This is a genomic window from Streptosporangium sp. NPDC049644, assembly GCF_040675205.1.
GTDB lineage: Bacteria > Actinomycetota > Actinomycetes > Streptosporangiales > Streptosporangiaceae > Streptosporangium > Streptosporangium fukuiense.
On the sequence record NZ_JBFAOJ010000025.1, the window covers coordinates 81,706 to 108,254 of the forward strand.

Genomic DNA, 26,549 nt, shown 5'->3' on the forward strand with positions numbered 1-26,549 from the left:
AAGGTCGCCTGACCCTGCCGGCTCGTCTCGGGGGATGATGCCGCCCGTCTCCACGGGTGGAGGTCGGGTGCGGACGGCGCTTCCCGCCGGAGGCTGTCCGTACCCGAGGTGTTACTGGACGGGGGTGCAGGTCACGACCGGGACAGGGACGGCGGAGGCCCCTCGTTGGATGAAGGCCTGCCGGACCACGGCGTTCGGCTTCACGGGATTCCACGACCCGTTGCTGTGCACGGTGACATGGGCCCCTGACTGGTCCATCCGGCCGGCCAGTGAGACGGTGACCTTCTGCTTGCCCGGCCACGTCCAGTCCAGCCGCCACTCGTCGATGGTCGAGGTGCCGGTGTTCCTGATCGATATCTTGACCATGTTGTCGGTCACCCGGGACCCGTCCTCCCGGTAGGACCAGGAGTTGACCTCCCTGTACGTCGCCTCGCACGCGGAGGCCCCGACCGCCTCGGCGGTCGCGATCCCCGGGATCGCGATGATCACCGGCACCAGAACCGCCGCGGCCAGGACGCCGATCCGCCGATGTCGCATGTTCGAGCTCCCCCCAACTAGGTTTACCGAGTTTTCTACAGAATCCTTATAGTTTTGGTCAAGAGGGGTGTTGGCCTGCTCACACTCCCCTCGACTTCTTTACCAAGAGTTGATCACAGAGCCGATCTCCCAGGCCGGAGCCCCCGCGACCACCTTCGCGGGACAGCACGGACCTCCCCGTGGCCTGCTCCGGCGGGGAGGATTCAGCAATACGGTCGAGGGGTTTCGTACCGCCCGGATCTCCGGCCGGGCGCGGTTCCCACTGCCCCTCCGGGGGCTTGTGATGCTCCGGCAAGTCATCGCAAGTTGTTCACAAGTCGTCGGCGTATCTTTCGCCGTAGGTGGATCCCGGACATCATCCGCTTCGGATGTGCGGAACCACGGACCCGTGAAGCGCTGTCGTCGGTGTGGGCCCCTTCACCCGGCACCCCGACTTCACCCACCTCGATTCCCCCGACTCACTTTCCTGGACCTACCGGACAGCACCTGCAGAAGGCGGGCACACGCGGGCCTGCGCGGGCACGGGAAGGTCAACGGCACCATCCAGGTCACGTACGAGATCATCGCGGTGGACGCGGGCAGAGCAGCCGACCGCATCGACCACCCGATGGTCAAGGTGCGGATCTACGACAACAGCGGTGAACCCGCGCCGATGACCGGCGTCCTCTACGTCAACGGCTGACCTGGACCCCCACGAGCCTCGGAAACGACGACGAGGCCCGCGAACACCCGGCCTGGAATCGCCGAAAGCTCGGACAACCACCGGGTAGGTCCTCGGACCAGGCCCGGCCCGCCCTGGGCCTGGTCATGTGCGATGCGCGGCGGTGTCCACGGGCCACAAGACTTCACATGTCACTCACAAGTCCGGCCACTCATGATGAGCGTTGAATCAACCTACCCCTATATCAGGAGAACACCTGTCACGAAGTTTCGAACCGTGTTTGCGCCGAGGGCGCACGTAGAGCTGGAACCGTCCGTCTGGTTTTTGTTGTCCCGGGTGCGCAAAGCAGAGCGACACGAGCCGGCGGGCCGAGTCCGGTTGAACCTGTACGCGGTTAGGGAAACCGTTTTTTCTGCCAAGACGGCTGAGTGCTCCGGCACCGGCCGCGATCATGTCGTTATCGAGTATTCGATTCGCTACGCGTCGTGTACTCAACACCCCCCTGGCCATACCTGTCGGGTACGGCCATAGTTTCGGAGCTATCTTTGCTCAAGTTATTCAATCCCGCTTCCATTCGGCGGATCGCGCTCCCTGTGATCGCCGCGGTGGTCGGCGGCGCTCTCGCCATCCCCTTGCCCGCGCAGGCCTCCACCTCGGCGCCGGCTCCGGACCCGAAGCCCGCGATGGCGGACGAGCCCTTCAAGATCACCGATCTGGGCAGCCTCGACGCCCACTGGGGCAGCTGGCGCTGGAGTGTCGCGGGAATCGACAACTCTGGCCGGGTCGTCGCGAACCTGGGTTCGCCTTCCGGGCTTGGCATCAGTCAGAAGGCCATCGTCATCTCACCTGACGGGACGAGAACCGACGTCAGCACGCTCCTCGGCAACAAGGATCTCCCCAGCTACGCCGAGGCCGTGAACAGCGACGGCAAGGTGCTCGGCTGGTACAAGAAGGAGAGGCGGGGAGACTCTCCCAACCTCGAATTCTCTTACAAAGACGGTACGGTCAAGAAAGGAGACAAACGCCTTTATGGCGTGGTGGCGGTAAACAATAAGGAGCAGATTCTGCATGCGGAATCGATAGTGGACTCCGATGGCTCGAAGCTACGACTGGAACCCCCTGACCTGAAGATGTTCCAGGCAGAGGGGATGAACAACCAGGGTTCGGTCGTCGGTTACCTCAATAAAAGAGATGACATATGGTCGGCGAATGCCTTCCGGACCAAGCCTGGTGAACCCGTAAATCTCGAGCGGGACATGCTGTATTACGAGGATTGGCCTACCATGGCCTACGATGTCAACGACAGGGGCGAGGTAGCCGGCTGGGCGACAAAGATAGAGAACGGCATTCCCCGTAACGCTGTCCCCGTCATCTGGGATGCGAAAGGCGAACCCCGTGTGCAGTCCACCACCGCCGGGGGCAGGATGTTCGCGATCAACAACAGCGGCGTCGGCGTCGGGGTACTGTTCAACGAAAAAGACCAGAGTGAGGCGGCTCTCTTTTACAACAATGGGTCTATCAACCTGAGCTACCTGTCGCAGACGATACACTTCAAGTATGCCGTCGCCATCAACGACCATAACCAGGTCGTCCTGGTCGGCTATACCGGGTCAGAAGATCCGGGGGTTAACTACCACCTCTACCTGCTTGATGTGGGAGGGGACCCCGTCATCGAATCGCTCACTCTTGAGACGCAGAAGTACCCGTCCGAGGAGTGGGTCCCAGCCGATAGCGTGATCGACGGCAATCAGATGCGCATCACGGCAAAGGTGAGCAACCCCAGCTCTTTCCCCTTGGATGCGAAGCTCAACTTCGGCCATGGGGTTGAGAGTGGCAAAAGCGCCGCCATGCTGCCTGGTAAGACGACCAAGCTTAAGCTCGCCCCGAAGGAAACAGCCACCGTCTACCGCTACTGGTCGACATCGGGGATTGCCTGGGAAAAAAAGGCACCAAAAATAGAACGCTATCTGAAGGCGTTTCTGGAGGTCGAAAACTCTACCGAGGACTTCCAGGAGAAAAGCTTCAATGTCCTGCCGAAGCCCGTTGTCCTGGCGCATGGCTGGAAGTCCGACGCGAAGAGTTCATGGGATTCCACCAAGTCGATTCTGACCGGTATGCACCCCAAACTGGGGGTGTACGCGGTCGGTGACGGCGCATTCGGCAGCGACGGCGGCACGCTTAGCACCGGTAACCTGCCGGAGCCGTTCGAGCGCACCAAGGATTTCCCCGAGAACGTCGCCGAAATGGCAAAGTACGTCGAAAACGTGCGCAAGGAAACCGGCGCGTTTCGCGTCGATGTCATCGCGCATTCGATGGGCGGGCTGATCAGCCGGGGATACATCCAGGACGGCATGCCGCAAACGCCGGACAAGAAGCCGGTGATCAACCGGATGCTGCAGATGGGCACCCCGAACAGGGGGACCCCGTGCGCGGACATGCTCGTTTTGCTGTACGGGTGGAACCCGCTGGGGGTTCCTTACTGGCCGGCCACGCGGGAGAACACCACGACATACGTGCAAGAGGTCTTGAACGAGGCGTACGTCAACCTCAAGGGCGTGGCGCCCTCGAACCTGGTGGGTGTGGGCTGGCCCGTGCCCTGCACCCCGCCCAGCGTCACGGGCTCCACTACGTTCCCCGACGGTGACCTGATCGTGCCGAAGTGGAGCGCGCGGTACTACAACGACATGCCGACAACCGGCACGATTCACACGTTGATGACCGGGTCCCAGTCGGACTTCGATTCCTTTGTCAAGCCGCGGCTGGCAACGGAGCCGGGCTCGCCCGAGGACGGGGAGCTCCTCGAGCTGCAGAAGGAGGCGGCTACCGGATCGGACGCCAAGGCGACCGCGAAGGCCGGGGCCTCCGCCGATGGCGGCACGGACCCGGTTTCGATGTTCGCCACGCCGTCGACCTCGGTGGAGCCGGGGAAGACGGTGGCCGTGCCGTTGGAGGTGCCGCAGGGTTCGGCGTTCGGTGTCACGGCTGTCCTGCCGTCGACGGTTGGGTTGCTGCTGCGGGATCCGTCCGGTAAGGCGGTGGCGCAGTACGCGGCGGGCAGCGACGCGGCCAAGCAGCCGATCCAGGGGCTGCGTGTGGGCGCCCCGCAGGCAGGCGCGTGGAAGCTGGAGGTCACGAATACGGCGGCTGCGCCGGTGACGGCCGATCTGGGTGCCTGGGTCGCCGAGAACCCGGTCCGGGTGTCGGTGGTCAAGGCTGACGCCTCTGATGACGGCCGGGTGCGGGTGGTCGCCGAGGTGACCGACGAGAGTCGCCCGGTCACCGGTGTGCCGGTGCGGGCCGTCGCGATCGGTAAGGACGGTGCGCGTCACGAGCTGGCGTTGAATGACGACGGCGACAGTGATGACGGTGCGGCCGGTGACGGTGTGTACGGCGCCAGGTCCGATGCGCTTCCCGATGATGTGTACTCCATCGTGGTGAAGGCCGACACCGTCAAGGGACCGCGCACGGCGCAGTCGCTGGTCGAGGTGAAGAAGCCGGACCTGCGGGAGTTCGAGCTGTCGCTGTCGGCCGAGCCGGGAGGTTCGGTGTCGGCGTCGCCGGCCCAGCCGACCTACCGGGCCGGGACCAAGGTGAAGGTGACCGCGACTCCCGAGGCCGGGCGTGTCCCGATCGGCTGGGAGGTCGACGGTGAGGTGCGGGGTCCGGGTGCGCTGACGCTGACGATGGACCGGGCGCACACCGTGACGGCGCGGTTCGGCACCTTCAAGGTGACCGAGCTCGGCACGCTGCCCGACCAGGACCCCTCCAGGACCGAGGCGTGGGCGCTCAACGACCGCGGCCAGGTCGCGGGCAGGGTGCGCGGCGAGGACGGCAAGTCGCGCGCGGTGCGCTGGCAGGACGGCAAGGCCACCGAGCTGAGCGGCCTGGCCTGTAGCGACGACGCGGTCAGGTGCGAGACCGGCGCCCTTGGCATCAACGAGGCTGGGGATGTGTCCGGCTCGGCCGTGACCTCGGTGAACGGACGCAACACCCGGCACGCCGTGGTCTGGTCCGACGACGGTTCCATCACCGATCTGCAACCGGGCCACAGCTCGTCGAGATCGAACGCCACCGCCATCGCGTTGAACGACAACGGTGAGGTGTTCGGCGATGCCGGTCTGCGCGATTACGTGACGTGGTACGGGGGGGCCGCGGTCGCGCTGCCTTCCGAGTTCGATCATGGCGTCGGCTACATACCCGAGACCATGCAGGACTTTACCTCGCGTATCAACGCCGCTGGTGCGATCGCGGGTGCGTACACGTTCAGCCGGGATGCCAACGGTCTTCCCAAGGACACGGCGCCGGCGGTCTACGCCGACGGTGTGCTGACCAGGCTCCCGGGCACGGTCGAGGGATGCGCCGTGACCGGTGGCAAGGCGAGCGATCTGAACAACACCGGTCTGGTGGTCGGCACGTTGCGGTGCGGCAGCTCCGAGAACAAGACGATCAAGCGCGCCATGGTGTGGAAGGACGGCAAGCCGGTCGATCTGGGTTCGGGTGAGGCGAACGCGGTCAACGACAACGGGGTGATCGTCGGTTTCGAGCCGGGCAAGTTCCTCGACTCGAAGCGGTCGCTGGTGATGTGGGTGGACGGCACGCGGTATCCGCTGACGGACAAGCTGTCTCGGCCGTGGTGCCCGGAGGACGCCTTGGAGACGACCTCGCCGTGTGTGGGCATGTGGAACGTACGGGATGTCAATTCCTCGGGGCAGATCCTGGTACAGGGGTTTGTGCGTGACCGCTCGCCGGACGGGGACGGGTTCGTCCAGCAGGAGCGGTCGTTGCTGCTGACTCCCAGTCCCGCCCGGGCGGATCTGGAGGTCACGCACAGCGTGTCGCCGGCCGAGCCGGGGCCGGGGTCGACGGTGACCTGGACGGCCACGGTGACCAACAAGGGGCCGGAGGCCGCGACCGATGTGCGGCTGGATGTGGCCGCCCCCAACACTGCCGGTGCGAGCACGTGTGAGACCTACCGGGGTCTGTGCACGCCGATCAAGGGTGGGCACCGCAACACGGTCAAGGTGTTGGAGCCTGGCTGGTCGGCCACGGTGAAGGTGAGTGCCACTGTGCCGGCGGATGCCGCCGACGGGACCGAGCTCAAGGCCGGTGCCCACGGCTACAGCCTGGAGGTGACCGACCCCAAGCCGGACGGCAACAGCGCGTCGGCGGCGGCGACGGTCCGGCCCTGGCTGGACAGGACCGGGATCGTCTGGACGGATCCGGTACAGGTCGGATCGACCAGCCAGCCGATCAAGGCGACGCTGACCAACCGGGGCAGCGAGCCGATGCAGATCAAGACGATCACGGCCGAGGGCCCGTTCGGGCAGGGCGAGCGCTGCCCGGTCGAGCTGGCAGTGGGCGCCACGTGCTCTGTTGATATGACCTTCACCCCGGACAAGGAAGGGGACGCGGCTGGGAAGCTGACCTTCACCACCGTCACCATGCCCGGTGACTCCGACCGTCCCGACACCGGATATCCCGAAGACCCCTTCCCCCTGCCCGGCGCAGGCGCCTCGGGCACCGGGAAAACCACGGGAACCGAGGAAGACCCCGAGGAGGGTGGCACCGAGGTCGTCTACACGATGACATTGGCCGGTCGCGGCGTCCTCAAGACCAACGCCGAACCGGTCGTCGAGGTCCCCGCGGAGCCGTTGAAGGCCACGGTGGGCAAGCCGTTCACCCTGAAGATCCCCTTCACCGACGCCGACGCCGAGGACACCCACACCGCGAAGGTGGCGTGGGGAGACGGGCCCCCGGTGGAGGCCGTGGTGACCCAGCGGCCCGGTGGCGGCACCGTCGAAGTGACCCGCACGTTCACCGCCCCGCGCACCGGCACCGCGATGGTGATGGTCTACGACAGCGGTGGCGCCCTCGGGGCGGCCGGCGTGCCGTATGTCATCGAGGAGGAGGCGCCGAACACGGCGCCGGTGGTGACGGCCGGGCCGGACGTCGAGATCGCGACCGGGAAGAAGTTCCAGCGCGTCGTATCGTTCTCCGACCCCGGTTCCACCTCGTGGACGGCGACCGTCGACTACGGCGACGGTTCGGGCGTCAAGCCGGTGACCGTCACCGGTCAGGAGATCGCGCTGGAGCACACCTGGGGCGCCACCGGGACCTACCCGGTCACGGTGACGGTCCGCGACGACGGCGGCCTTTCGTCCACGGCGACGTTCACCGCCACCGTGGTCACCGAGTCGACGCCGAACCAGGCTCCCCAGGTCACGGTGGATGAGACGCCGTACCCCGTCGAGGCGGGCAGCGTCTGGGCCACGCCGGGCTCCTTCACCGATCCCGACTCCACCGCCTGGACCTACACGGTGGACTACGGGGACGGGGCGGGTCCGCAGCCGCTGACCTTGACCGCGGGGCAGATCAAGCTCCAGCACGTGTATCAGTCGGCCGGGGAGTACACGGTCGTGCTGACGGTCACCGACGACAAGGGGGCCGCGGGCAGTGCCCAGGTCACCGTCCACGTCACCAACGCCGCCCCCGAGGTGACCTTCGAGCAGCCGGTCACGGCTGTGGCGGTGGGGGCCGAGGTCAGGCTGAACGCCACCTTCACCGATCCGGGTGGCGCCGATGTCCACACCGCTGTGTGGAGCGTCGGCGGCACGCCGGTGCCCGCGGCCCTGGCCGGCCCCGCCAAGAGCACGGGCAAGAACGCGGGCAAGAAGGCAGGTAAGAGCACGGGCATGGTCACCGGGTCGCACGTGTTCACCAAGCCTGGCCGTTACCCGATCTCGCTGACCGTGACCGACAACCACGGTGGTAGTGCCACCGCCGACACGGTCAACGGGGAGCAGGTCTACATCGAGGTCTACGCCCCGGCCACGGCCGTGGTCGGTGACGGCACCGTCGTGGTGCCCGCCGGTTCCTGCCGGCTGGAGGGTGCCTGCGGCAAGGAGGGCACCGCCACCTTCGCCCTCTCGGCCCACTACCCGCGCAAGGCCGGCAAGCCCACCACCGGCCTGACCTTCAACGCCCCCGGATTCACGATGCGCGGTACTTCCGCCACGGCGCTGGTCGCCGACGGCGGTACCGCTGTCCTGCGCGGAAACGGGAAGGTCAACGGCACCATCGAGGTCAGCTACGAGATCACCGCGGTCGACGCCGGCAAGCCGGCCGACCGCACCGACCAGCTGACGATCAAGGTATGGAAGAAGAAGAAGGGTGAACTGATCTACGACAACAGCGGCAAACCAGCACCGGTGAACGGCGTCATCCGTATCAGCGGCTGACCCGTTAACCACAGAACCTGTGGGCCGGCCGGTCACCCGGCCGGCCCACACCGGTTTCAGCCCGGCCGTCGCCGCGAGCAGGCGGGTCGTGATCGTCCACGGTTTCCACCGCGTACACCGGGGCCGCGCGGTCGGCACGTATTCGGCGCGGTTGGCCGCAAACGATCGGTGACAGCCGTGGACAGCCGGACATGACAAAAGCGCCCTCGACCGCGAACACGCAGGTCAGGGGCGCTTTCGTCATGGTCACAAGGGGTAGGGCGGGCGGGACTCGAACCCGCGACCCAGGGATTATGAGTCCCCTGCTCTAACCGGCTGAGCTACCGCCCCTCGTGCACACCGTACTGCGGCATTCAACCAAACGTGGGCGCTGTTCGCACACTTGCCGGGCGGGACGGGTTCAAGATGTGACCTTTGGCGGAACCCGGCTCCGGGGACTCGCTACCCTGACGGTGGGCCTTGTTGAGGAGTGTTGGATCATGCGCGTTGTTGAAGCTTTCCGGGAGTCGTACGGAACGGAGCCCGCCGGAGTGTGGCACGCGCCGGGGCGGGTCAACCTGATCGGGGAGCATACCGACTACAACGACGGATTCGTGCTGCCGTTCGCGGTGCCGTGGGGGGTGACCGCGGCGGTCTCGCCGCGCGAGGACGGGGTGATCCGGCTGCGGTCGTTGCAGGCGGACGAGCCGGTCGCGCTCGCGACGCCCGACCAGGCCGAGGGCTGGACCCGTTACGTGGCCGGGATGTTCTGGGTGCTCCGCGGGGCCGGGCACCAGGTCGGGGGCGCGGATGTGGTGATCGACGGGGACGTGCCCCAGGGGGCGGGGCTGTCGTCGAGCGCGGCGCTTGAGGTGGTCGTCGGTATCGCGCTGAACGAGCTGTACGAGCTCGGCCTCACCAAGATGGAGATCGCACTGGCCGCGCAGAAGGCCGAGAACGACTTCGTGGGCATGCCGTGCGGAATCATGGACCAGGCGGCCTCGGCCCTCGCTGAGGAGGGAAAGGCCCTGTTCATGGACTGCCGGAGCCTCAGTACCAGGAACATCCCGTTCGACCTGGCGAGCCACGGCCTCCAGTTGCTCATCATCAACACCGGGGTGCGTCACGAACTCGCCGATGGGCAGTACGCCAGCCGCCGCCGTGACTGCGAGAACGCCGCGAGGCACCTGGGCCTGGACGCGCTGCGCGACATCATCGACCTGGGTGGCGCCCTCGCCAGGCTGAGCGGCGACGAGCGCAGGCGCACCCAGCACGTGGTGACGGAGAACCACCGGGTCGAGGCGGTGATCGGGCTGCTGCGGGCCGGGGCGGTACGGGAGATCGGTGCCCTGCTGAACGCCTCCCACCTGTCGCTGCGCGATCAGTTCGAGGTGTCCTGCGCCGAGCTGGACGTGGCCGTGGAGTCGGCGGTCAGGGGCGGTGCCCGGGGGGCCCGGATGACCGGCGGCGGGTTCGGCGGCTCGGCGATCGCACTGGTCACCGACGAGCGGGTGGAGTCCGTGCGGGAGGCCGTCACCCATGCCTACGCCGAACACGGCTGGGCCGCACCGGAGATCTATCCGGCGCCCCCGGCGGCGGGAGCACGGCGACTGATCTGAGCGACCCGCCTCACCCGCCGGACCTCCTCGCGGGAACGGTGTCGGAGTGCGGCGAGGGTACGGATGACGTCAGCCGCTGTTCCGCGCGGGCCGGGGCGGGACCCCGGGGGCGGTGGTGCGGGAAGAGCGGGACCGGGTCGGCGAGCCGCTCTCCCCGGCACTGGCCGGCGATCCGCGCCGAGGCGTCCGGCAGGAAGGGGGCCAGCAGGTCCGCCAGTTCCCGGCAGGTGGCGACCAGGGTGCCGAGGACCGCGTCGAGCCGGGGCGAGCCCTCGCGGGCGAGGCGCCACGGCTCGGTGCGGTTGACGTACCGGTTGGCCTCCTCGGCGACCGCGTAGACGGCGGCGGTGGCCGCGCGGAAGTCGAACGCCTCCAGGGCCTCGTGCACCGCGTCTCGGGCCTTGCCTCTGACCTCCTCCAGAGCCGTCTCACGCTCCTCGGGCACGATCCCGCCCCGGTAGCGGTGGACCATGCTGACCACCCGGTTGACGAGGTTGCCCAGCCCGTCGGCCAGCTCGCCGTCGTGGCGGGCGATGAGCCGCCTCGCGGTGAAGTCGACGTCGCCGACCCTGGGCACCTCCCGCAGCAGCCACCACCTGACCGCGTCCACGCCGTACGCCTCGACGAGCCCGATCGGGTCGACGGCCGAGAGCTCGGTTCCCGTAGGGCCGTCACCGGAGTGGCCGGGACCGCCGGAGAGTGCCGATTTGCTGATCTTCCGGCCGTCCACGGTCAGGTAGTCGTGGACCAGGATGTCCGTCGGCGGCACCTCCCCCGCCGAGAGCAGCATCGCCGGCCAGTAGACCGCGTGGAAGCGCAGGACGCCCTTGCCGAGCACGTGGATCCGCCGGTCGGCGCCGGGCCACCAGTGGCCGTGCTCTCCCCTCGCGTAGTCCAGCGCGGTCAGGTAGTTGCCGAGCGCGTCCCACCACACGTAGATCACCTGTCCGGGATCGCCCGGCACCGGGATGCCCCAGCCGCGCGCCCGCGCCTGGGAGCGGGAGACGCTGAAGTCGGACAGCCCCGCGGCGATGAAGGCCAGGATCTCGTTGCGGCGCTCGGCGGGCTCGACGCGAATGCGGCCGCTGTCGATCAGGCCGTACAGCTCGTCGCGGTAGCGGGACAGGCGGAAGAACCAGTTCTCCTCGGACACCCGCTGGAGCGGGGCGTCGTGCTCGGGGCACTGCTCGTCGGACGGATAGAACTGCTCGCAGCCGACGCAGTAGAGGCCCTCGTAGTGCCTGCGATACAGGTCGGCGGAGCAGGCCCGCCAGAACCGCTCGACGCCGGGCCGGTGCCGGGGGTCGGCGCTGGTACGGATGAAGTCGTCGTAGGAGAGCGAGAGCGGTCCCGCCAGGCGGGCGAACTCGGCGGCGTTGCGGTCGACGAGATCCCGTACGGCGACCCCCTCGGCCTCGGCGGCCCGCACGTTCTTGAGCGAGTTGTCGTCGGTGCCCGTCTGGAACCTGACCTCGTCGCCGAGCAGGCGGTGGTGCCTGGCGAGCACGTCCACCTGAACGAGCTCCAGGGCGAAGCCCAGGTGGGGACGGGCGTTGACGTACGGGATGGTCGTGGTGAGCAGGATTCGGGACATCGGAACCTCCGCTGGAGCCCGAAAACAGATCGAGGCCCCGTTTCAGGGCCTCAAGAAGACGTCAGGTGACCCCGGCTGCGGGGAAGAGCATCACCAGGAAGGTCATGCTCTCATGCTAACCACCCGTTCCCCGCTTCGACATGCGGTTTTCCGCGTCCGGGCCTGACGGCCAGTCGGGCATGAGCGGCGGTCCGTCCGCCTCCGCCGCGCGGACCATCCGGCGCAGCAGGTCGTCGAGGAGCTCACGGTCGCCGGGGTCGAGCGGGGCGAGCAGGGCCTGCTCCTCCAGGCCGCCGTCGTCCATCCGCTCCTGCCAGATCGCGCGCCCGGCCGGGGTCAGCGCGACGAGCAGGCGGCGGCGGTCGCCGGGGTCGTGCACGCGGCCGACGTATCCGGCCTGCTCCAGCCGGTCGAGCCGGTTGGTCATCGTGGCCGGGTGGGTGTCGAGCCACTCGGCCAGCAGCGACGGGGTCGCCCGGTAGGGCGGCCCGGCCGCGACCAGGTGGTGCAGGACCTGGAACTCCCAGTGCTTGAGCCCTCCGGCGGCCAGCCACCTGTCCTTGTTGCGCCTGAGCAGCCGCACGATCATCTGCATCCGGGTGAAGATCCCCTCGATCTGCGGATCGAGGTCGGACAGCTCCCTGGACCAGTGCGTGATGTGCCGATCGACGGAGTCAGGCTCTGACATGCCCACAGGGTAACGCGGTCCTCGCCGCGGCGACCGGCTCGGCCCCGGCGGCCCTGGCGGGCCGGTGCACCGATGCCTCCCCGGCATCACGCGGCGCTCCGCCGAGCCCTCATTTATACGGATGCATATATTTTGATTTCGTAGTAATTTCGCCCCCATGACCCCCCTGAGAGACTCCTGGGCCCCCTTACGGGACCCCCGCTTCCGCCTGCTGTGGGCCGGCCAAACCCTGTCGAGCCTCGGCGACTCCGTCACCTCGGTGGCCCTCGCGCTGGCGATCGTCACCGCGACCGGCTCGGTCACCGACCTCGGGGTGGTGCTGGCCGCCCAGTCGATCGCCATGGTGACGCTGATGCTGCCCGGCGGCGTCTGGGCCGACCGGCTGCCACGCCGTCGCGTGATGATCGGCGCGGACGTGGTCTGCGGCCTCGCCCACGCCGCCATGGGCTTCGAGCTGGTCACCGGCACCGTCGACATCGTCCACCTGGCGGCGCTGGCCGCGATCTCCGGTGCCGGTTCCGCGTTCTTCCGGCCCGCCACGACCGGTCTGGTGCCCGCCACCGTGGCGGCCGAGCACCTCCCCGGGGCCAACGCGCTCATGGCGATCGCCCAGCGCGGGTCCATACTGCTCGGCCCCGGAATCGCCACCGCCCTCGCGCTGACCGCCGGACCCGGCTGGGCGTTGCTGCTGGACGCCGCGACCTTCGCCGCCAGCGCGGTGCTGCTCGGCCGCCTCCGGCTCGGGCCGATCCCGCCAGTGCCGCACGAGCGGTTCGTCAGGCAGCTCGCCGAGGGCTGGGCACTGCTGCGCGGCCACCGGTGGTACTGGACGAACCTCATCGGCCACTCGCTGTGGAACCTGGCCCGCTGCGCCCTGATCACGATCGGGCCGGTGATCGCCGTCACGAGCCTCGGCGGCGAGCTCGCCTGGGGCACGATCGTGCAGGGCGGCACGGTCGGCGCCCTCTGCGGCGCGCTGCTGGCACTCCGGGCGAGGCCCCGGCGCCCCCTGGTGGTGGCCAACATCGCGCTCGCGCTCGGCGCACTCCCTCTGGTCCTGCTCGCCGCCGGCGCGCCCGCGCTCGCCGTCGCGGTGGCCTACGGGCTGGCGACCGGTGGCCTGGCGTTCATGTCCCCGCTCTGGGAGACGGCCGTGCAGGAACACATCCCCACCGAGGCGATCTCCCGGGTGTCCGCGTACGACTGGCTGCTCTCCCTCGGGCTGACGCCCCTCGGCATGGCCCTGGCCGGACCGTTGGCCGGCGTGACGGGAGCGGCGACCACCCTCTACGGGGCGGCGGCGCTGCTGGCCGTCTCCTGCCTGGGCGTGCTGCTCCTGCCCGACGTCCGCGGCCTTGGTCAGGGGCCGGCGGAGACCAGCTTGGGCACCGCGCCGAGCAGCTCGCGGGTGTAGTCGTGCTGGGGCAGGAAGAACACCTCGTCCACGTACCCCTCCTCCACGACCCACCCGGCGCGCATGACCAGCACCCGGTCCGCGACGTGGTGGACCACCCCCAGGTCGTGCGAGATGAAGATCATCGCGGTCCCGTCCGCCGCCTGGATCTCCGCGAGCAGATCGAGGACCTGTGCCTGGATCGACACGTCCAGCGCGGAGACCGGTTCGTCGCAGACGAGCACGTCGGGGCGGGTGGCCAGCGCCCTGGCGATGGCCACCCGCTGACGCTGGCCGCCCGACAGGCGCCGGGGATGGTGTCCCGCGACGTCGGCCGGTAGCCCGACCCGGTCGAGCAACTCGGCCACCCGGTCCTTCCGCCACGAGGCCGGGGCCCCGCGACGGGAACCGCTCCCGAAAGAGGCCCCGCGGTGGGATCCGCTCCCGGAGGAGGCGCCGCGGAGCGGTTCGGCGACCAGGCGGCCCACCGTGTAGCGGGGGTCGAACGACCCGAGCGGGTTCTGGGAGATCACCTGGATCCGGGGCCTGCGGGTGCGTCGTCCGCGCTCGGGGATGCCCGACCAGGGCTCACCTCCCAGCAGCACCTCTCCCGAGGTGGGTTCGAGCAGGCCGAGGACGAGCCGGGCCACCGTGGTCTTGCCGGAACCGGACTCCCCCACGATGCCGAGCGTCTCGCCGGGGAAGACCTCGAAGGACACGTCGTCGACCACGGTGCGCGAGCCGTACGCGGCGGAGAGCCCCGAGGCCTCCAGAATCGGCGCGGCGTGGTCCACGGTCCGCTCCGGCAGCGGGGTGCGCAGCGCGACGCCCCCGGCGGCGATGGCGGACAGCCGGGTGCCACGCGAGATCGCGGAGGGTACGGCCGCGAGCAGCAGCCTGGTGTAGTCGTGCCGGGGCAGCGCCAGCACCCGCCCCGTCTTCCCCTCCTCGACGATCACCCCGTCCTTCATGACCAGTACCCGGTCGGCGATGGCGGAGACCACGGCGAGGTCGTGACTGATCATGAGCAGTGCGGTCCCGGTGGCCTTGCGGGCGGCGAGCAGGCGCAGGATCTGGGCCTGTACGGTGACGTCGAGCGCCGTCGTCGGCTCGTCGGCGATGATCAGTGGTGGGTCGGCGGCGATGGCGGAGGCGATCAGGGCCCGCTGGCGCAGCCCCCCGGACAGCTGGTGGGCGTACTGCCGGGCGCGCACCTCCGGTTCCGGCACCCCGACCGCGTCCAGCAGCTCGATCACCCTTTTCCTCCTGGCCGCGCGAGGTACGACGTCGTGGGTGGCGAGCACCTCGGCGATCTCGTCGCCGACGGTGCGGAGCGGGTCCAGCGAGGTCAGCGCGTCCTGGAGCACCAACCCGGCGAACCGGCCGCGCAGCCGCCGCCAGTCGCGGGCGCCGAACCCGAGCGCGTCCCGGCCGTCGACCGTGAACCGGGAGGCGGTGACCGAGGCGCCGGGGCCGGTCAGCCCGACCAGTGTCCTGGCCGTGACGCTCTTGCCCGAACCCGACTCCCCGACGATCGCCACGCACTCGCCGGCCTCGATCGACAGGCTCACCCCCCGTACGGCCTCCACCCCGGCCCCGGGGAAGCCGACCCGCAGGTCCTCGATGTCGATGAGGCTCATCGGTCTCTCCCTTCGAAACGGCGCTGCAGGCGGCGCCCGACGAGCGTCAGGCTGATGACGGTCAGGGTGACGGAGAGCCCGGGGAAGAGCACGGTCCACCAGGCGACGCGCAGGTAGTCACGGGCCTCCGACAGCATCGAGCCCCACTCGGGGCTGGGCGGCTGCGGCCCCATGCCGAGGAAACTGAGACCGGAGGTGGCGATGATGGCGGTGCCCATGCCGATCGTGGCGAGCACCGGCAGCGGACCCAGCACGTTGGGCAGCACATGGCGCGCGACCAGCACCGGCCTGGCCAGGCCGAAGGTGACCGCCTGCTCGACGTAGCCGGAGCGGCGCACCACGAACGTCTGGGCACGGATCACCCGGGCGTAGTTGGGGATCTGCGCGATGCCGATCGCGAGGATCACGTTGCCGGTTCCCGGACCGGTGACGGCGATGACCAGCAGGGCGAGCAGCAGCTCCGGAAAGGTGGCCACCACGTCGAACAGGCGGCCGAGCAGCTCGTCGAGGTAGCGGGGGGACAGCCCGGCCAGGACACCCAGTAGGGCACCCGCCCCGGCTGCGAGGCCGATGGCCGCGGCGCCGATGCTCAACGAGTGCCCGGCCCCGTGGACGACGCGCGACAGCACGTCACGGCCGAGGTGGTCGGTGCCGAACCAGTGCTCGGCGCTCGGCCCGGCGAGCGCGTGCAGCGGGTCGGCGGCCAGCGGGTCGACGCCGGTCAGCAGGCCGGGCGCGACGGCGGCGACCGCGGCCACCGCCAGGAACAGCAGCGGCACCGCCGACGGCACCCTGAAGGCGTACCTGCGCCGCACCGGAACGGGGGCCGCGGTCACGACACCGGGAATCTCGGCGACCGTCGTCATCGGCTCCTCCCCGGACGGTACGGCGGCCGGGTCACCATCGGCACCTTCATCTGCTCCTCCTCAGGCGGGGGTCGATCGCGAGGTAGGCGAGGTCGACGATCGTGCTGGCCGTCACGTAGACGAGGGCGGAGATCAGCACGACCGCCATCACCAGGGGCAGGTCCTTGCTGTTCACCGCGCCGACGGTGACCTGGCCGAGCCCGGGGCGGCCGAACACGGCCTCCACGATGATCGCGCCGCCGAGCAGGGCGCCGGTGAACCAGCCGGTGAGGGTGACGGCGGGGAGCAGCGCGTGCCGCAGAGCGTGCCCGGCGACGAGCCGCCACTCGGTGATGCCGCGCGAGCGCGCGGTCACCGCGAACGGCTCCTCCAGCGCGCGTTCCAGGCCCTCGCGGAGCACCTGCCCGAGCACCCCCGCGATCTGCAGGCCGAGCGCCAGTCCCGGCAGTACGAGCGAGACGAACCCCCGGTCACCGGAGACGGGGAACCAGCCGAGGGTGAAGGAGAAGACGGCGAGCAGCAGGATGCCGACGAGGAACGGCGGGACCGAGACGACGGCCAGTTCGGAGAGCCCGACCAGGCCGCCGAGCCAGGACCGGCGCCCGGCGGTGGCCAGGGCGAGCACCAGGGCGAGCAGCACCCCGAAGGCCGCGGCGGTGAGCGCCAGCTGGACCGTCGGCCAGATCTGGGAGGCCAGGATCTCCCCCACACCGCGCTGCAGGACGTAGGAGTGGCCCAGGTCACCCTGGAGGAGGCGGAGCAGGTAGTCGCCGTACTGCTGGAGCGGTGAGCGGTCCAGTCCCCACTCGGCGATGATCTGCGCCCGCCGCTCGGGGGTGTCGAGGCCGTCGCCGATCAGCACGTCGATCGTGTCGCCGGGGGCGAGCATCAGCGCGAGGTAGGCCGCGGTGGCGGCGGCCCAGAGCACGGCGACGCCCGCTCCGAGTCGCCTGGCCACCGGGCCGAGCCACCCGGCGGCGGCCAGCCCCCGCCGCCGGGTGAGTGTGAGGGTGCTCATGTCCCGATCCGGACGTCGTAGGCACTGTTGGGGGTGCCGGAGACCGGCTCGAAGGTGACGCCGGTGACACCCGCGCCGTAGGCGATCTGGTCGGCGGGCACGTACAGCGGGAGCAGCAGCGCCTCGTCCGTGACCACGATCTTCTGTACCTTGGCGTAGAGCTCCTTGCGCTCGGCAAGGTCGGAGGTCGCCGACGCGTCGGCGAGCAGCCGGTCCAGCTCCGCGCTCTCGTACCTCGTACGGTTGATCGCGGCGCCCTTCGGCAGGATCAGGTTGAGCGCCGCCCCGGCGTCGGTGTCGCCGCGCGAGTTCTCGAAGATCTCGTACTCGTTCTCGTCGGCGGCCTTCTGCGCGGTGCCCTGGTCCACGAGCTTGATCTGGAGGTCGATCCCCGCGTGTCGTTTGACCGCCGCCTGGACGGCCTGGGCGAGGACGTCACGGCGGTCGCGGACGAACGGCGCGGCGCTGACCGTGCGGACCGTCAGCCGCCTGCCGTCCTTGACCCGGTAGCCCTCGGCGTCACGTCCGTTCCAGCCGGCCTCGTCGAGCAGCCTGTTGGCCCGCGCCGGGTCGTTGCCGAAGGTGTTCTCCAGCGAGGGGTCGTAGAACCGCGGGCTGCCCTGGCCGATGACGCTCCAGGCTCGCTTGGCGGTGCCCTGGTAGACGGAGTCGAGCACGGCGTCCACGTCGACGGCGTCGCGGAACGCCTCGCGGACCCGCTTGTCGTCGAACGGGGGGCGGGAGACGTTGAAGTAGTAGGAGAACGCGCTGCCGGAGTTGAGGCTGGTCTCCAGCGTCAGCTCCGGGTCGCCCTTGATGAGGCCGATCTCGGTGGCGGGCACGCCCTCGATCACCTGTACCTGCCCGGAGGTGAGCGCGCCGACCCGCACCGCCGCCTCGGGCAGGAAGCGGTAGGTGACCTCGGCCAGGTGTGCCGGCCCCTGGTGGGCGGCGCCGGCGGGCGGCCAGTCGTAGTTCGGGTTGCGCCGGTAGTGGACCTCCTGGCCGGGGGTGAACCGGTCGAGGATGAACGGCCCGGTGCCGACCACGTCGACCCCGCCCGCCTTGAGGTCCTTGGCGTTCTTCAGCGACTTCGGGGAGACCTGGCCGGCGAGCGGGGAGGAGAGGAAGTCCAGGAACAGTCCGTCCGGGGCCTTCAGCGTGACCTTCAGGGTGTACGGGGCGCTCACCTCGGCGTGGTCGAAGTTGCGCAGCTGGATGGCGCTGACCGCCGCGTTGTAGCCGGGCGAGACGAGCTGGTCGAGGTTCGCCTTCACCGAGGCGGCGTCGAACCTCTCACCGTCGTGGAAGGTCACGTCGTCGCGGAGCTCGAAGGTGTAGGTCAGGCCGTCCTTGGAGACCTGCCAGGAGGTGGCCAGCCACGGCAGGAAATCGCCGTTCCCGCCTCGGGCGATCAACGCGTCGAACTGGTTGTGGACCAGCAGGCGCGCCTTGTTCTGGCCCCACTGGTGCGGGTTGAAGGTGATCGGCTGCGTCTCGACGGCCCAGACGAGCGACCCTCCGTCGCCGCCGGCCGCCGCGGCCGGAGCCCCGCTCTCGGCTCCGCACGCCGCCAGCGCCAGCACCCCGGCGAGGGTCAGGGCGCCCCATCGCAACTTCACTCTCTGCTCCTTCGAGACCTGGCGGTTCATGCGACGTGCCTTCTTGTCTGGGTGCCGACCGCCTCGGACAGGACGATCCGCGCGAGGGCGTCGGCGTGGCGGAAGAGCGGGGCGTTGAGACGGGGTCTGGCGAAGCCGCCGGTGGCCTGGCCGCCGACGACCCAGGGACCGAAGGCGAACCTGCGCGGGTGCGGGGTGCCGGACCTGTCGACCAGGCGGCGGTCCGCGGCCCGCACGTTCACCAGCCCCGACTTCTCGTCGAGCTCGCCCCGGTCGCGGAGCGCGCCGATGAGCGGGTCGGTGGCCCGGCTCACGCTGGGCGCGGGCAGCCTGGCCTCGACGAGGGTCGTGGCCGTCACGCCGCCGGGCACGGTGGGGCTCTGCGCCCGCCAGCGCCCGTCGTGCTGGTCGACCTTGAGGTCGGCGCCGAGGAAGGTGACCACCCCCGCCCTGGCCAGGGCGCGCAACTCCTCAAGACGGGGGCCGGGCGGGCCGCTGGCGAGGTAGCTGAAGAACCCGTGGAACCACGGGTCGGAGACGCCCAGCTCGGCCAGGACGCCGTAGACGGAGAGCAGCCCGAGGATCAGGGCGTGGTCGGCGCTGTGTGCCGGGTCGGCGCGCCGCTCCAGGTCGGCCGCGAGGTAGCCGTGCATCCACTTCTGCAGCCCCGCCCGGTCGCCGAACCCGATGCCCGCCAGCGGCCGGTCGAGCCGGTCGAGGTCGAGCCGGTCCAGGTGCCGGGGCACGGCCGTACGGATCAGCTTGCGGATGCCCGGGCTGCGCCACTCCTCGCCGGCGAACGCCGCCGCGAACGCCGCCCAGTCCAGCCTGGCGCGCTCGGGGTGGGCGGTGAGGAGCTCGTGGTAGTACGCGAAGGCGAGCTCCTTGGCGACCAGCGGCCACACGTCCCGGCGGAAGTTCCACGGGCCCTCGCCCAGCGCCTCGCGGGTGAGGAAGCGCGGCACCGGCGGGCGTGCTCCCCCGAAGGGGTAGCCGGTCTTGGAGTGGTACGGCACGCCGCGCCGTGATCCCACGTGCAGCAGGGGCTCCCGCCCGCCGGGCAGGTAGACCAGTTCCCCGTCGTACTCGCGGACGAACCGGCCGCCCCGGCCCGAGGTGAGCAGCACCATCAGGTCGACGAAGGCCAGCCCCATCCCCCGCACGATCACCGGTTCTCCGGCGGGGATGCCGTCCAGGTCGAGGTCGGCCGCGTATCCGGTGGGCAGGTAGCGCAGCCCGCCGCGCACGGCCAGGTCGGCCAGCGCCCGTTCCTCCCCGTTCGGGGTCACGTCGCCGTGCCCCTGGGCCAGGATCACCGCGTCGACCTCGATCGTCCGGCCGTCCTCCAGCCGCACCGCCTGGCCGCCGGGGATGTCGGCGAGGTCGACGGCGCGGGCCGGATGCACGTGCACCCGGACCCCGCGCGGGGCGGTCTCCACCGCGTGCCCGAAGACGTGGGAGAGGTAGCCGTTCTGCGCCGGGCGGGAGGCGAAGGTGCCTGGGTCCCCGCCGAGCCACTCGGCCAGCGTGGGGCCTGGACGGATCGGCCCCTCACAGCGCACCGACTCGTCGGTGAAGAGCGTCACGTCGGCGGCCACGGAGTTCATCCAGAGCAGCTCGGGCTGGTCACGGCGCCAGACGCGGCCGCCACCCGGCGGGTGGGGGTCGATCACGTGAACGTCGAGCGAGGGCCAGCCGAGCAGGTCGGCGGCGTTGGCGCAGATGCGTTCCACCAGGCAGGTGCCCGTCGGGCCGGCACCGACGACGGCGATCGAGGCGCTCATGCGGCGGCTCTGCGATGCGGCCGGTAGTGGCCGTGGGCGTCGGGGGCGACGGGGCTCGCGCAGTTCAGTGTGCTGGTCTTCGACATGTGGCACTCCCGGACATGTCTCGGTGACCCCGGTGAGGGGGTCCGCGCTTGCGGCACGCCGACCGTGCCACCAGGTCTCCCCCGGAGGCACCCCGCCGCGGTGCGAGGGTTGCCGGTCAGCCAGCCGGGGCTTCGCACTGACACTCTTAACCTATTTAGAAGGTAGGAAATACATAGATCTCTGTCAAGGCTTAATGTTGGGGAATGTCCTATGAGACGGTGAAGGTGGTCTACCGCAAATACGACGGGTCATTGCACTGGAACCACAGCGGTCTCCTGCTCGGCGAGGACGAGCACGGGGTGTGGACCGGCTGCGCGGCCAACTCCGTCGGCCGCAAGGGCCACGGACCCGAGGTGGCCTCCCCGCATGCCTTCGTGATGCTCTTCCCCCGCGACGCCTGGTGGACCGCCGCCTTCAACTCCGCCCCGCACAAACACGAGATCTACTGCGACATCTCCACCGTGCCACGGTGGAGCGACGGCGAGGTCACCATGGTCGACCTGGACCTCGACGTGATCCGGACGCGCCGCAACCCGGCGAAGGGCCGCACCTGCCGGGTCTTCCTGGACGACGAGGACGAGTTCGAGGAGCACCGGGTCAGGTACGCCTACCCGCCCGAGGTCGTCCGGAGCGCCCGCGCCTCGGCCGCCTGGCTGATGGAGGCCGTCACCGCCCGCACGGCCCCCTTCGACACCGCTCCGCGCTGGCTCGCCCTGGTCAGCTGAGAGCGCCGGAGTGACTACGACGTGACTACAGCGGCGGGAAGCCGGGGGCGCGGCGCTCGACGAAGCTGGCGACGCCCTCGGCGAAGTCCGGCCGGGTGAAGGAGTCGACCATCAGGCGTGCCGCGGCCGACTCCGACGCCTCCAGGGTCTGCTGCCAGTCGCCCCAGATCTGACGCTTGATCACGGCCATCGAGGCCGGAGAGCTGTACGTCGCCAGCTCGCGGGCGTAGGCCAGGGTCTCCTCGATCAGCCGCTCTCCCGGCACCGCCCGGTTGGCCAGGCCCAGATCGCAGGCCTCGGCGCCGGTGAAGGTGCGCCCGGAGAGCAGCAGGTCCATGGCCCTGGCCTGCCCGGCCAGGCGGGGCAGGATCCACGACAGGCCGTACTCCGCGACCAGGCCGCGCCGGGCGAAGGCGGTGGTCCACTTGGCCTCGGCGGCGGTGAAGACCAGGTCGCAGACCAGGGCGTGGACCATGCCGAGCCCGGCGCAGGCGCCGTTGACCGCGGCGATGATCGGCTTGCGGATCGTGGTCGGGAAGGTGTTGGGGCGCCGGTCGGGCTCCCCCGCGTACGAGCCGTCCTGGATGGCGGTGAGCGTCCTGAAGTCCGCCCCGGCGCAGAAGCCCTTCCCCGCACCGGTGACCACGATCACCCGGACCTCGGGGTTCTTCTCCGCCTCGGCCAGCTGGTCGAAGTAGCGGCGGCCCATCTCGTCGGTCCAGGCGTTGAGCCGGTCCGGCCGGTTGAACGTCAACGTCAGCACGCCCCGCTCGATCGACGGCAGCACCAGGTCGACCATCGCATCTCCCTCCCGGAAGCCCCCGAGGCGCTCCCGCACAGGAGCTCCCCACCCGGAGAGCTACAGAATATCGTTCTACACCTTTTCCCTTCCCGGTGTCAGCAGGTGCGAGCGGACCGGGGAGAGGGAGGCCCGCGGGAGCGGGCCGGGGCGCGCCCCACCACGCGGTACGTCTCCTCTGAATCAACCTCCCGGCGCGGTCCGGTGACCGAGCGCACGCTCCAGGGAGTCGGCGTGGTGGACGAAGTTCGGCGACAGCCGCCTGTCCTCGTAGTAGCGGTGGAAGACCGGCGTGGCCGAGGCCGACATGGGCGGCACGATCCAGGTCCAGTCCGCGGGGCAGACCCGTCCTGCCCGCTCCTCGCGCTCCAGGTGGATCAGGAAGTGCCTGGCCTCGGTGTGGTGGTCCGTCATCGTCACCCCCGCCCGCTCGAAGGAGTGCAGGACCGCCACGTTCAACTCCACCAGCGCCCGGTCCCGCCAGAGCGAGCGGTCGGTGCCGGTGTTCAGGCCCAGACGCCGGGCGATCAACGGCATCAGGTCGTAGCGGTCGGCGTCGGCCAGGTTGCGGGCGCCGATCTCGGTGCCCATGTACCAGCCGTTGAACGGCGCCGCCCGATAGCAGACGCCGCCGATCTCCAGGCACATGTTCGAGATGACCGGTACCGCGTGCCAGCGCAGCCCCAGCTGCTCGAACCACGGGTGACGGGGGTGCGAAAGCGCGACCTCCAGCACGGCGTCGCCGGGAATCGTGGACAGCAGCGGCGGCCCGCTCCCGACCGAGATCGCCAGTGGGAGGACGTCGAAGGGGCTTCCGGGACCGCCGGACCAGCCCAGCTCGCGCAGCATCGCGGTGAAGCCGACGTAGCGGGGATCCCCGACGACCGAACCGTCCGCCGTCGCGTACCCGGCGTACCGGATGAGCTGCTCGTTCCAGATCCGCGGTCCCGGCGCCCCCGGCCGGTCCTGGGGGAACACGGTGATCGTCGGGCGGATCCGGCGGCCGGGCGCCGCGTCCCGCAGGTGGTTCACACACTCGACGGCGACGCCCTCGGCCGTGGTGACATGCCGCCGGTCGCGCACCCGCAGCGAGCGCCAGTACAGCCGCCCGATGCATCTGCCGCTGTTGCGCCAGGCCACCCTGGCGCCGAAGACCAGCTCACCGCTGGTGTGCGTGTACGTTCCCGTGTCGGCGATCTCCTGCCGGATCTCGCGCAGGCGCTCCCGCAGGACCCCCGCGCCGGGATTCTCCGCGTGAAACAGCCTCAGGTAGTCCTCGGCCGCCGCCATCACGTCGGCTGGAGGCACCTCGGGGACCCCGGGGGCCTTGGGAGGCTCGGGGAACGGATCCGGCGCACGCCGGGACCTTCGCCAGGTCAGCACAGAAAAACCACCCATTGTGGCTCACGGGCACGACTGCCGTTCCGGGCGGCGTGGTGCCCTGAACGCGGCGGCCCTTCCCCGCTGCGATCACTGTTGGTCCGCGGCGACCGTGCGCCGGCTCATCGCCGCGATCGCGGCGACACCGGGCAGGGCCTCACTCATTTTCTGTGATTCACCGTGGTTTGTCCGCTGAATCGGGGCACGAACAGGCCACCAAACCGAGGTATGAGATGCCAAAAGCCCCGGAAGCTGGGCTTCCGGGGCTCCGGTGTCGGCTCCCGCGATAGGACTCGAACCTATAACCTGCCGGTTAACAGCCGGCTGCTCTGCCGATTGAGCTACACGGGATTGCGCTTTGCGCTGGTCGGATCGGGTGTCCCCGTTCCTTGCGGCGCAGGAATAGATTAGCGCACTCCATGGGTGTGTGTCGCATCGATAGTCCGGGGTAGGTGCGAGACGAATGGCTATCCGCAGGTGATCACAGGACAGGGACCTGCGGAACATGCTTGTGGAGGTGGACATGCGTTATCGGTTGATGTTCGGGATCGGCTTCGCGGCCGGCTACATCCTGGGGAGCCGCGCCGGTCGGGAGCGTTACGAGCAGATCAAGAGGATGGCCCAGCGGGTCATCGACAACCCCACCGTGCAGGAGACGGCCGGCCTGATGGGCGCGAAGGTCTCCAAGGCCACCGGCGTGGCGAGGACCAAGGTGAGCGACGCGGCCAGAAACCGGCTGCCCTTCCTGCAGTCGGCGAACGGCTGGCACGACGAGCACGACGACACGGGCACCGGCTGGCCGGAGAAACAGCGGACCGACACGCCCTACTGATCTCACGGGTGCCGCCCTGTCGGCACCCGAGAATCCCGCGAAAGGCCCCTTCAGGGGCCTTTCGCGTGTCCGGCCCCCTCGGGCCGCGGCTCAGACGCCGAAGCTCCTGCGGGTCTCCTCAAGCGCCTGCTCCGCGAGGGCGCGCAGCCCGGCGTCGTCCGGGTCGAGACCCGCGTCGAAGACGAACTCCCAGACCAGCCGGTCGGCGTCGGCCTTCCTCGCCACCAGCCGCACTCCCCCTCGCGCGTCCAGCGGGACATAGTGGTTGACCACGATCGAGGCGGTCACCCGCTCCCGCACGGCCTCGGGGATCCGGCCGGGCTCGGGCAGCAGCGCCCGGTACGACCGCCCGTCGGTGGTGACGACGGTCAGGCCCTCCTCGTCCCAGGCGCCGCGGTCCACACAGAACCAGGGCAGGCGCTCGCCGCCCAGGTAAAGCGCCCTGTCCGCGGCGATCACGTAACCGTCCGGGCCCTCGGCATAGGTGAGCACCCGGTCACCGGGATCGATGGCCTCGCGGACCTCGGCGGGCAGGCGGCGGAAGAGCTTCATGTGAATCCTCACGGCGTGGACAGGCGCGGCGCGGCCCCGCATGGTTCGGTGTCGTGTCCGGCGATGGCCGTACCTCAACACTCCACGGTATCCGCGAGCAGGTCGAGGGTGAGCGCGGCCGACCAGGAGAAGTCCCGGCTGCCTCGTCCGCTGCCGTCGAAGGGGTCGAAGCACTCGCGGAAACCCGCCTGCCGTACGAGGCGCAGGGTCTGCGAGCCCAGCACCCGCACCAACCCCGCCAGGCCGTGCACCGCCGCCGCCCGCCGCAGCAGCCAGTTGGTGTTCACCCAGGACGGCCCGCGCCAGTAGCAGGACCGGTCGAACTGCGGAGCGCGGATCTCACAGCTCGGCACCGGGTATCCCGCGGCTCCCATGAAGCTCGCCGACTCCAACGTCACCACCAGCTCCGCGATCCTGTCGGCCGGCAGCCCCTCGTCGAGCATCGGCCCGAAGGAGCCGACCGTACGAATGGAACTGAGCCGCCCCGCGCGCAGATCACGGACGCGGAAGGCGCCGTCGGCCCAGAGCCGGTCCAGCAGCGCGGCGCGGATCCGCTCCGCCGCCTCCCGGTGCGGACCCGCGTCCGCGCCGGCCACCGGCGCCAGCTCGGCGAGCGCCTGGCAGGAGGCGAGCCAGATCCCGTTGAACATCGGGTCCTCGACCGCGAACGGGTGCTCGTCTCTCAGGTAGGCCGGGTCGTAGCCGGAGTCCCGGTAGCCCAGGACCAGCGCCATGTAGCGGTCGTGGTGGCTGTCGGGTTGCCACTGGGAGGGCTCCTCGCGCCGGTAGGCGCGGCGGACCGGGGGCAGCGCCTCCAGCGGGGCGTCCCAGACGGGACTGTCGTCCATCCCCGACTCCCATGGATGCACGATCGCGGCCAGCCCTCCCCCGCCCAGGTCCCTGGACCTGGCGAGGTAGCCGTGCTGGGCGACCAGCATCGGGTAGATCCGCCGTACGAGGGCCGCGGCCGTGTCGCGGTCGGCCGCGTGCCGCCACACCCACCACAGGGCCAGCGCCTGCAGCGGCGGCTGGGTCAGCCCGGAGGTGCACACGCCGTGGGGAGCGGCCCGGTGCTCCGTCGAGCGCCAGATGGCCGGGCCGGGGAAGTAGACCTCCTCGTGGGCGGGCTGGAAGACGATGTGCGGCACCATCCCGGTGTGCCACTGCCCCGCCAGCAGGCTGAGCAGTTCGGTTCCGGCTCTGCGGGTGTCCCAGCGGGCCAGGCCGATCGCGACGAAGGTGGAGTCCCAGTTCCACTGGTGCGGATAGAGGCCCGGCGCGGGCACGGTCGCGGCACCCGTCGAGTTCGCGTCGAGCACGGACCACGCCTCGCGCCCGAGCGCGGCATCGTCGACCGCCGCTCGCGACTCCATCCGCCCAGTCTGCGCCTGTATCGGCCGGGAGAACAGCCCGCCTTTCCGGACGAGGGAAAAAGGGCGGTGAAACGGCGCGGGCCCCGGGAAGCCAGGTTCCCGGGGCCCGCCCCCGGAGGGGCCCCAGGAGTGGTATTAGCCGAGCAAAAGAGCCCCCCACGG

Annotated in this window: 17 protein-coding genes, 2 tRNA genes and 1 riboswitch; of the genes, 5 read left to right on the forward strand and 14 right to left on the reverse strand. The window is 70.0% G+C overall.

The genetic code is table 11. The annotated features are described in order from the left end of the window. Nucleotides 1–111 precede the first annotated feature (111 nt). On the reverse strand, nucleotides 112–537 hold the full coding sequence (locus AB0J58_RS16985; protein ID WP_364216316.1) for a cellulose binding domain-containing protein: 426 nt from the start codon (nucleotides 535–537) through the stop codon (nucleotides 112–114). 1,254 nt (nucleotides 538–1,791) lie between these two features. On the opposite strand from AB0J58_RS16985, the gene AB0J58_RS16990 reads away from it, so the two are divergent. Continuing rightward, the gene (locus tag AB0J58_RS16990) at nucleotides 1,792–8,436 is read left to right on the forward strand and encodes a PKD domain-containing protein (protein WP_364216319.1); all 6,645 of its coding nucleotides are present in this window, start codon (nucleotides 1,792–1,794) and stop codon (nucleotides 8,434–8,436) included. Between the two features lie 256 nt (nucleotides 8,437–8,692). Here the strand turns inward: AB0J58_RS16990 and AB0J58_RS16995 are convergent. Next, nucleotides 8,693–8,766, reverse strand: a tRNA-Ile gene (locus AB0J58_RS16995). 149 nt (nucleotides 8,767–8,915) lie between these two features. On the opposite strand from AB0J58_RS16995, the gene galK reads away from it, so the two are divergent. Continuing rightward, nucleotides 8,916–10,034: a galactokinase gene (gene galK / locus AB0J58_RS17000; RefSeq protein ID WP_364216322.1), complete on the forward strand. Its 1,119-nt coding sequence runs from the start codon at nucleotides 8,916–8,918 to the stop codon at nucleotides 10,032–10,034. A gap of 10 nt (nucleotides 10,035–10,044) precedes the next feature. Here galK and metG read toward each other — a convergent pair whose 3' ends face one another. After that, on the reverse strand, nucleotides 10,045–11,628 hold the full coding sequence (metG, locus tag AB0J58_RS17005; protein WP_364216325.1) for a methionine--tRNA ligase: 1,584 nt from the start codon (nucleotides 11,626–11,628) through the stop codon (nucleotides 10,045–10,047). 115 nt (nucleotides 11,629–11,743) lie between these two features. After that, nucleotides 11,744–12,316 (reverse strand): MarR family winged helix-turn-helix transcriptional regulator, encoded by a 573-nt coding sequence (locus AB0J58_RS17010; RefSeq protein WP_364216328.1) that lies wholly within the window; start codon nucleotides 12,314–12,316, stop codon nucleotides 11,744–11,746. 157 nt (nucleotides 12,317–12,473) lie between these two features. On the opposite strand from AB0J58_RS17010, the gene AB0J58_RS17015 reads away from it, so the two are divergent. After that, nucleotides 12,474–13,730: an MFS transporter gene (locus AB0J58_RS17015; protein WP_364216331.1), complete on the forward strand. Its 1,257-nt coding sequence runs from the start codon at nucleotides 12,474–12,476 to the stop codon at nucleotides 13,728–13,730. On the opposite strand, the gene AB0J58_RS17020 is transcribed toward AB0J58_RS17015, so the two are convergent. The 5 genes from AB0J58_RS17020 to AB0J58_RS17040 are packed head-to-tail and all read right to left on the reverse strand — an operon-like array spanning nucleotide 13,676 to nucleotide 20,639. Next, a complete protein-coding gene (locus tag AB0J58_RS17020; RefSeq protein WP_364216334.1) occupies nucleotides 13,676–15,349 on the reverse strand; it encodes an ABC transporter ATP-binding protein in 1,674 nt (557 codons plus the stop codon). The genes AB0J58_RS17015 and AB0J58_RS17020 overlap by 55 nt on opposite strands. Then, nucleotides 15,346–16,215: an ABC transporter permease gene (locus AB0J58_RS17025; protein ID WP_343976433.1), complete on the reverse strand. Its 870-nt coding sequence runs from the start codon at nucleotides 16,213–16,215 to the stop codon at nucleotides 15,346–15,348. The genes AB0J58_RS17020 and AB0J58_RS17025 overlap by 4 nt, the downstream gene beginning before the upstream one ends. A 46-nt stretch (nucleotides 16,216–16,261) precedes the next feature. Continuing rightward, the gene (locus tag AB0J58_RS17030) at nucleotides 16,262–17,233 is read right to left on the reverse strand and encodes an ABC transporter permease (protein WP_364149117.1); all 972 of its coding nucleotides are present in this window, start codon (nucleotides 17,231–17,233) and stop codon (nucleotides 16,262–16,264) included. After that, a complete protein-coding gene (locus tag AB0J58_RS17035) occupies nucleotides 17,230–18,855 on the reverse strand; it encodes an ABC transporter substrate-binding protein (protein ID WP_364216337.1) in 1,626 nt (541 codons plus the stop codon). The genes AB0J58_RS17030 and AB0J58_RS17035 overlap by 4 nt, the downstream gene beginning before the upstream one ends. A gap of 26 nt (nucleotides 18,856–18,881) precedes the next feature. Then, entirely contained in the window at nucleotides 18,882–20,639 is a 1,758-nt protein-coding gene (locus tag AB0J58_RS17040) for an FAD/NAD(P)-binding protein (RefSeq protein WP_364216340.1), read from the reverse strand. 125 nt (nucleotides 20,640–20,764) lie between these two features. After that, a riboswitch (SAM riboswitch) is annotated at nucleotides 20,765–20,877 on the reverse strand. A gap of 52 nt (nucleotides 20,878–20,929) precedes the next feature. On the opposite strand from AB0J58_RS17040, the gene AB0J58_RS17045 reads away from it, so the two are divergent. Then, complete coding sequence (locus AB0J58_RS17045; RefSeq protein ID WP_364216343.1) at nucleotides 20,930–21,451, forward strand: DUF402 domain-containing protein; 522 nt, start codon at nucleotides 20,930–20,932, stop codon at nucleotides 21,449–21,451. Nucleotides 21,452–21,476: 25 nt separating this feature from the next. On the opposite strand, the gene AB0J58_RS17050 is transcribed toward AB0J58_RS17045, so the two are convergent. The 3 genes from AB0J58_RS17050 to AB0J58_RS17060 all read right to left on the reverse strand — a co-directional run bounded on the left by AB0J58_RS17050 (nucleotide 21,477) and on the right by AB0J58_RS17060 (nucleotide 23,981). Further along, nucleotides 21,477–22,250 (reverse strand): enoyl-CoA hydratase-related protein, encoded by a 774-nt coding sequence (locus AB0J58_RS17050; RefSeq protein WP_364216346.1) that lies wholly within the window; start codon nucleotides 22,248–22,250, stop codon nucleotides 21,477–21,479. A 183-nt stretch (nucleotides 22,251–22,433) separates the two neighbouring features. Beyond that, entirely contained in the window at nucleotides 22,434–23,558 is a 1,125-nt protein-coding gene (locus tag AB0J58_RS17055; protein ID WP_364216349.1) for a nitric oxide synthase oxygenase, read from the reverse strand. Between the two features lie 350 nt (nucleotides 23,559–23,908). Beyond that, nucleotides 23,909–23,981 (reverse strand) — tRNA-Asn (locus tag AB0J58_RS17060). A gap of 172 nt (nucleotides 23,982–24,153) precedes the next feature. Here AB0J58_RS17060 and AB0J58_RS17065 point away from each other — a divergent pair. Continuing rightward, a complete protein-coding gene (locus tag AB0J58_RS17065) occupies nucleotides 24,154–24,462 on the forward strand; it encodes a YtxH domain-containing protein (RefSeq protein ID WP_343976451.1) in 309 nt (102 codons plus the stop codon). 90 nt (nucleotides 24,463–24,552) lie between these two features. On the opposite strand, the gene AB0J58_RS17070 is transcribed toward AB0J58_RS17065, so the two are convergent. Both AB0J58_RS17070 and AB0J58_RS17075 read right to left on the reverse strand, forming a co-directional pair. Further along, a complete protein-coding gene (locus tag AB0J58_RS17070; protein WP_364216352.1) occupies nucleotides 24,553–25,014 on the reverse strand; it encodes a hypothetical protein in 462 nt (153 codons plus the stop codon). Between the two features lie 74 nt (nucleotides 25,015–25,088). Then, nucleotides 25,089–26,387 carry a hypothetical protein gene (locus AB0J58_RS17075; protein ID WP_364216354.1) on the reverse strand — a complete coding sequence of 433 codons (1,299 nt, stop codon included), beginning with the start codon at nucleotides 26,385–26,387 and terminating at the stop codon, nucleotides 25,089–25,091. Between the last annotated feature and the right edge of the window lie 162 nt (nucleotides 26,388–26,549).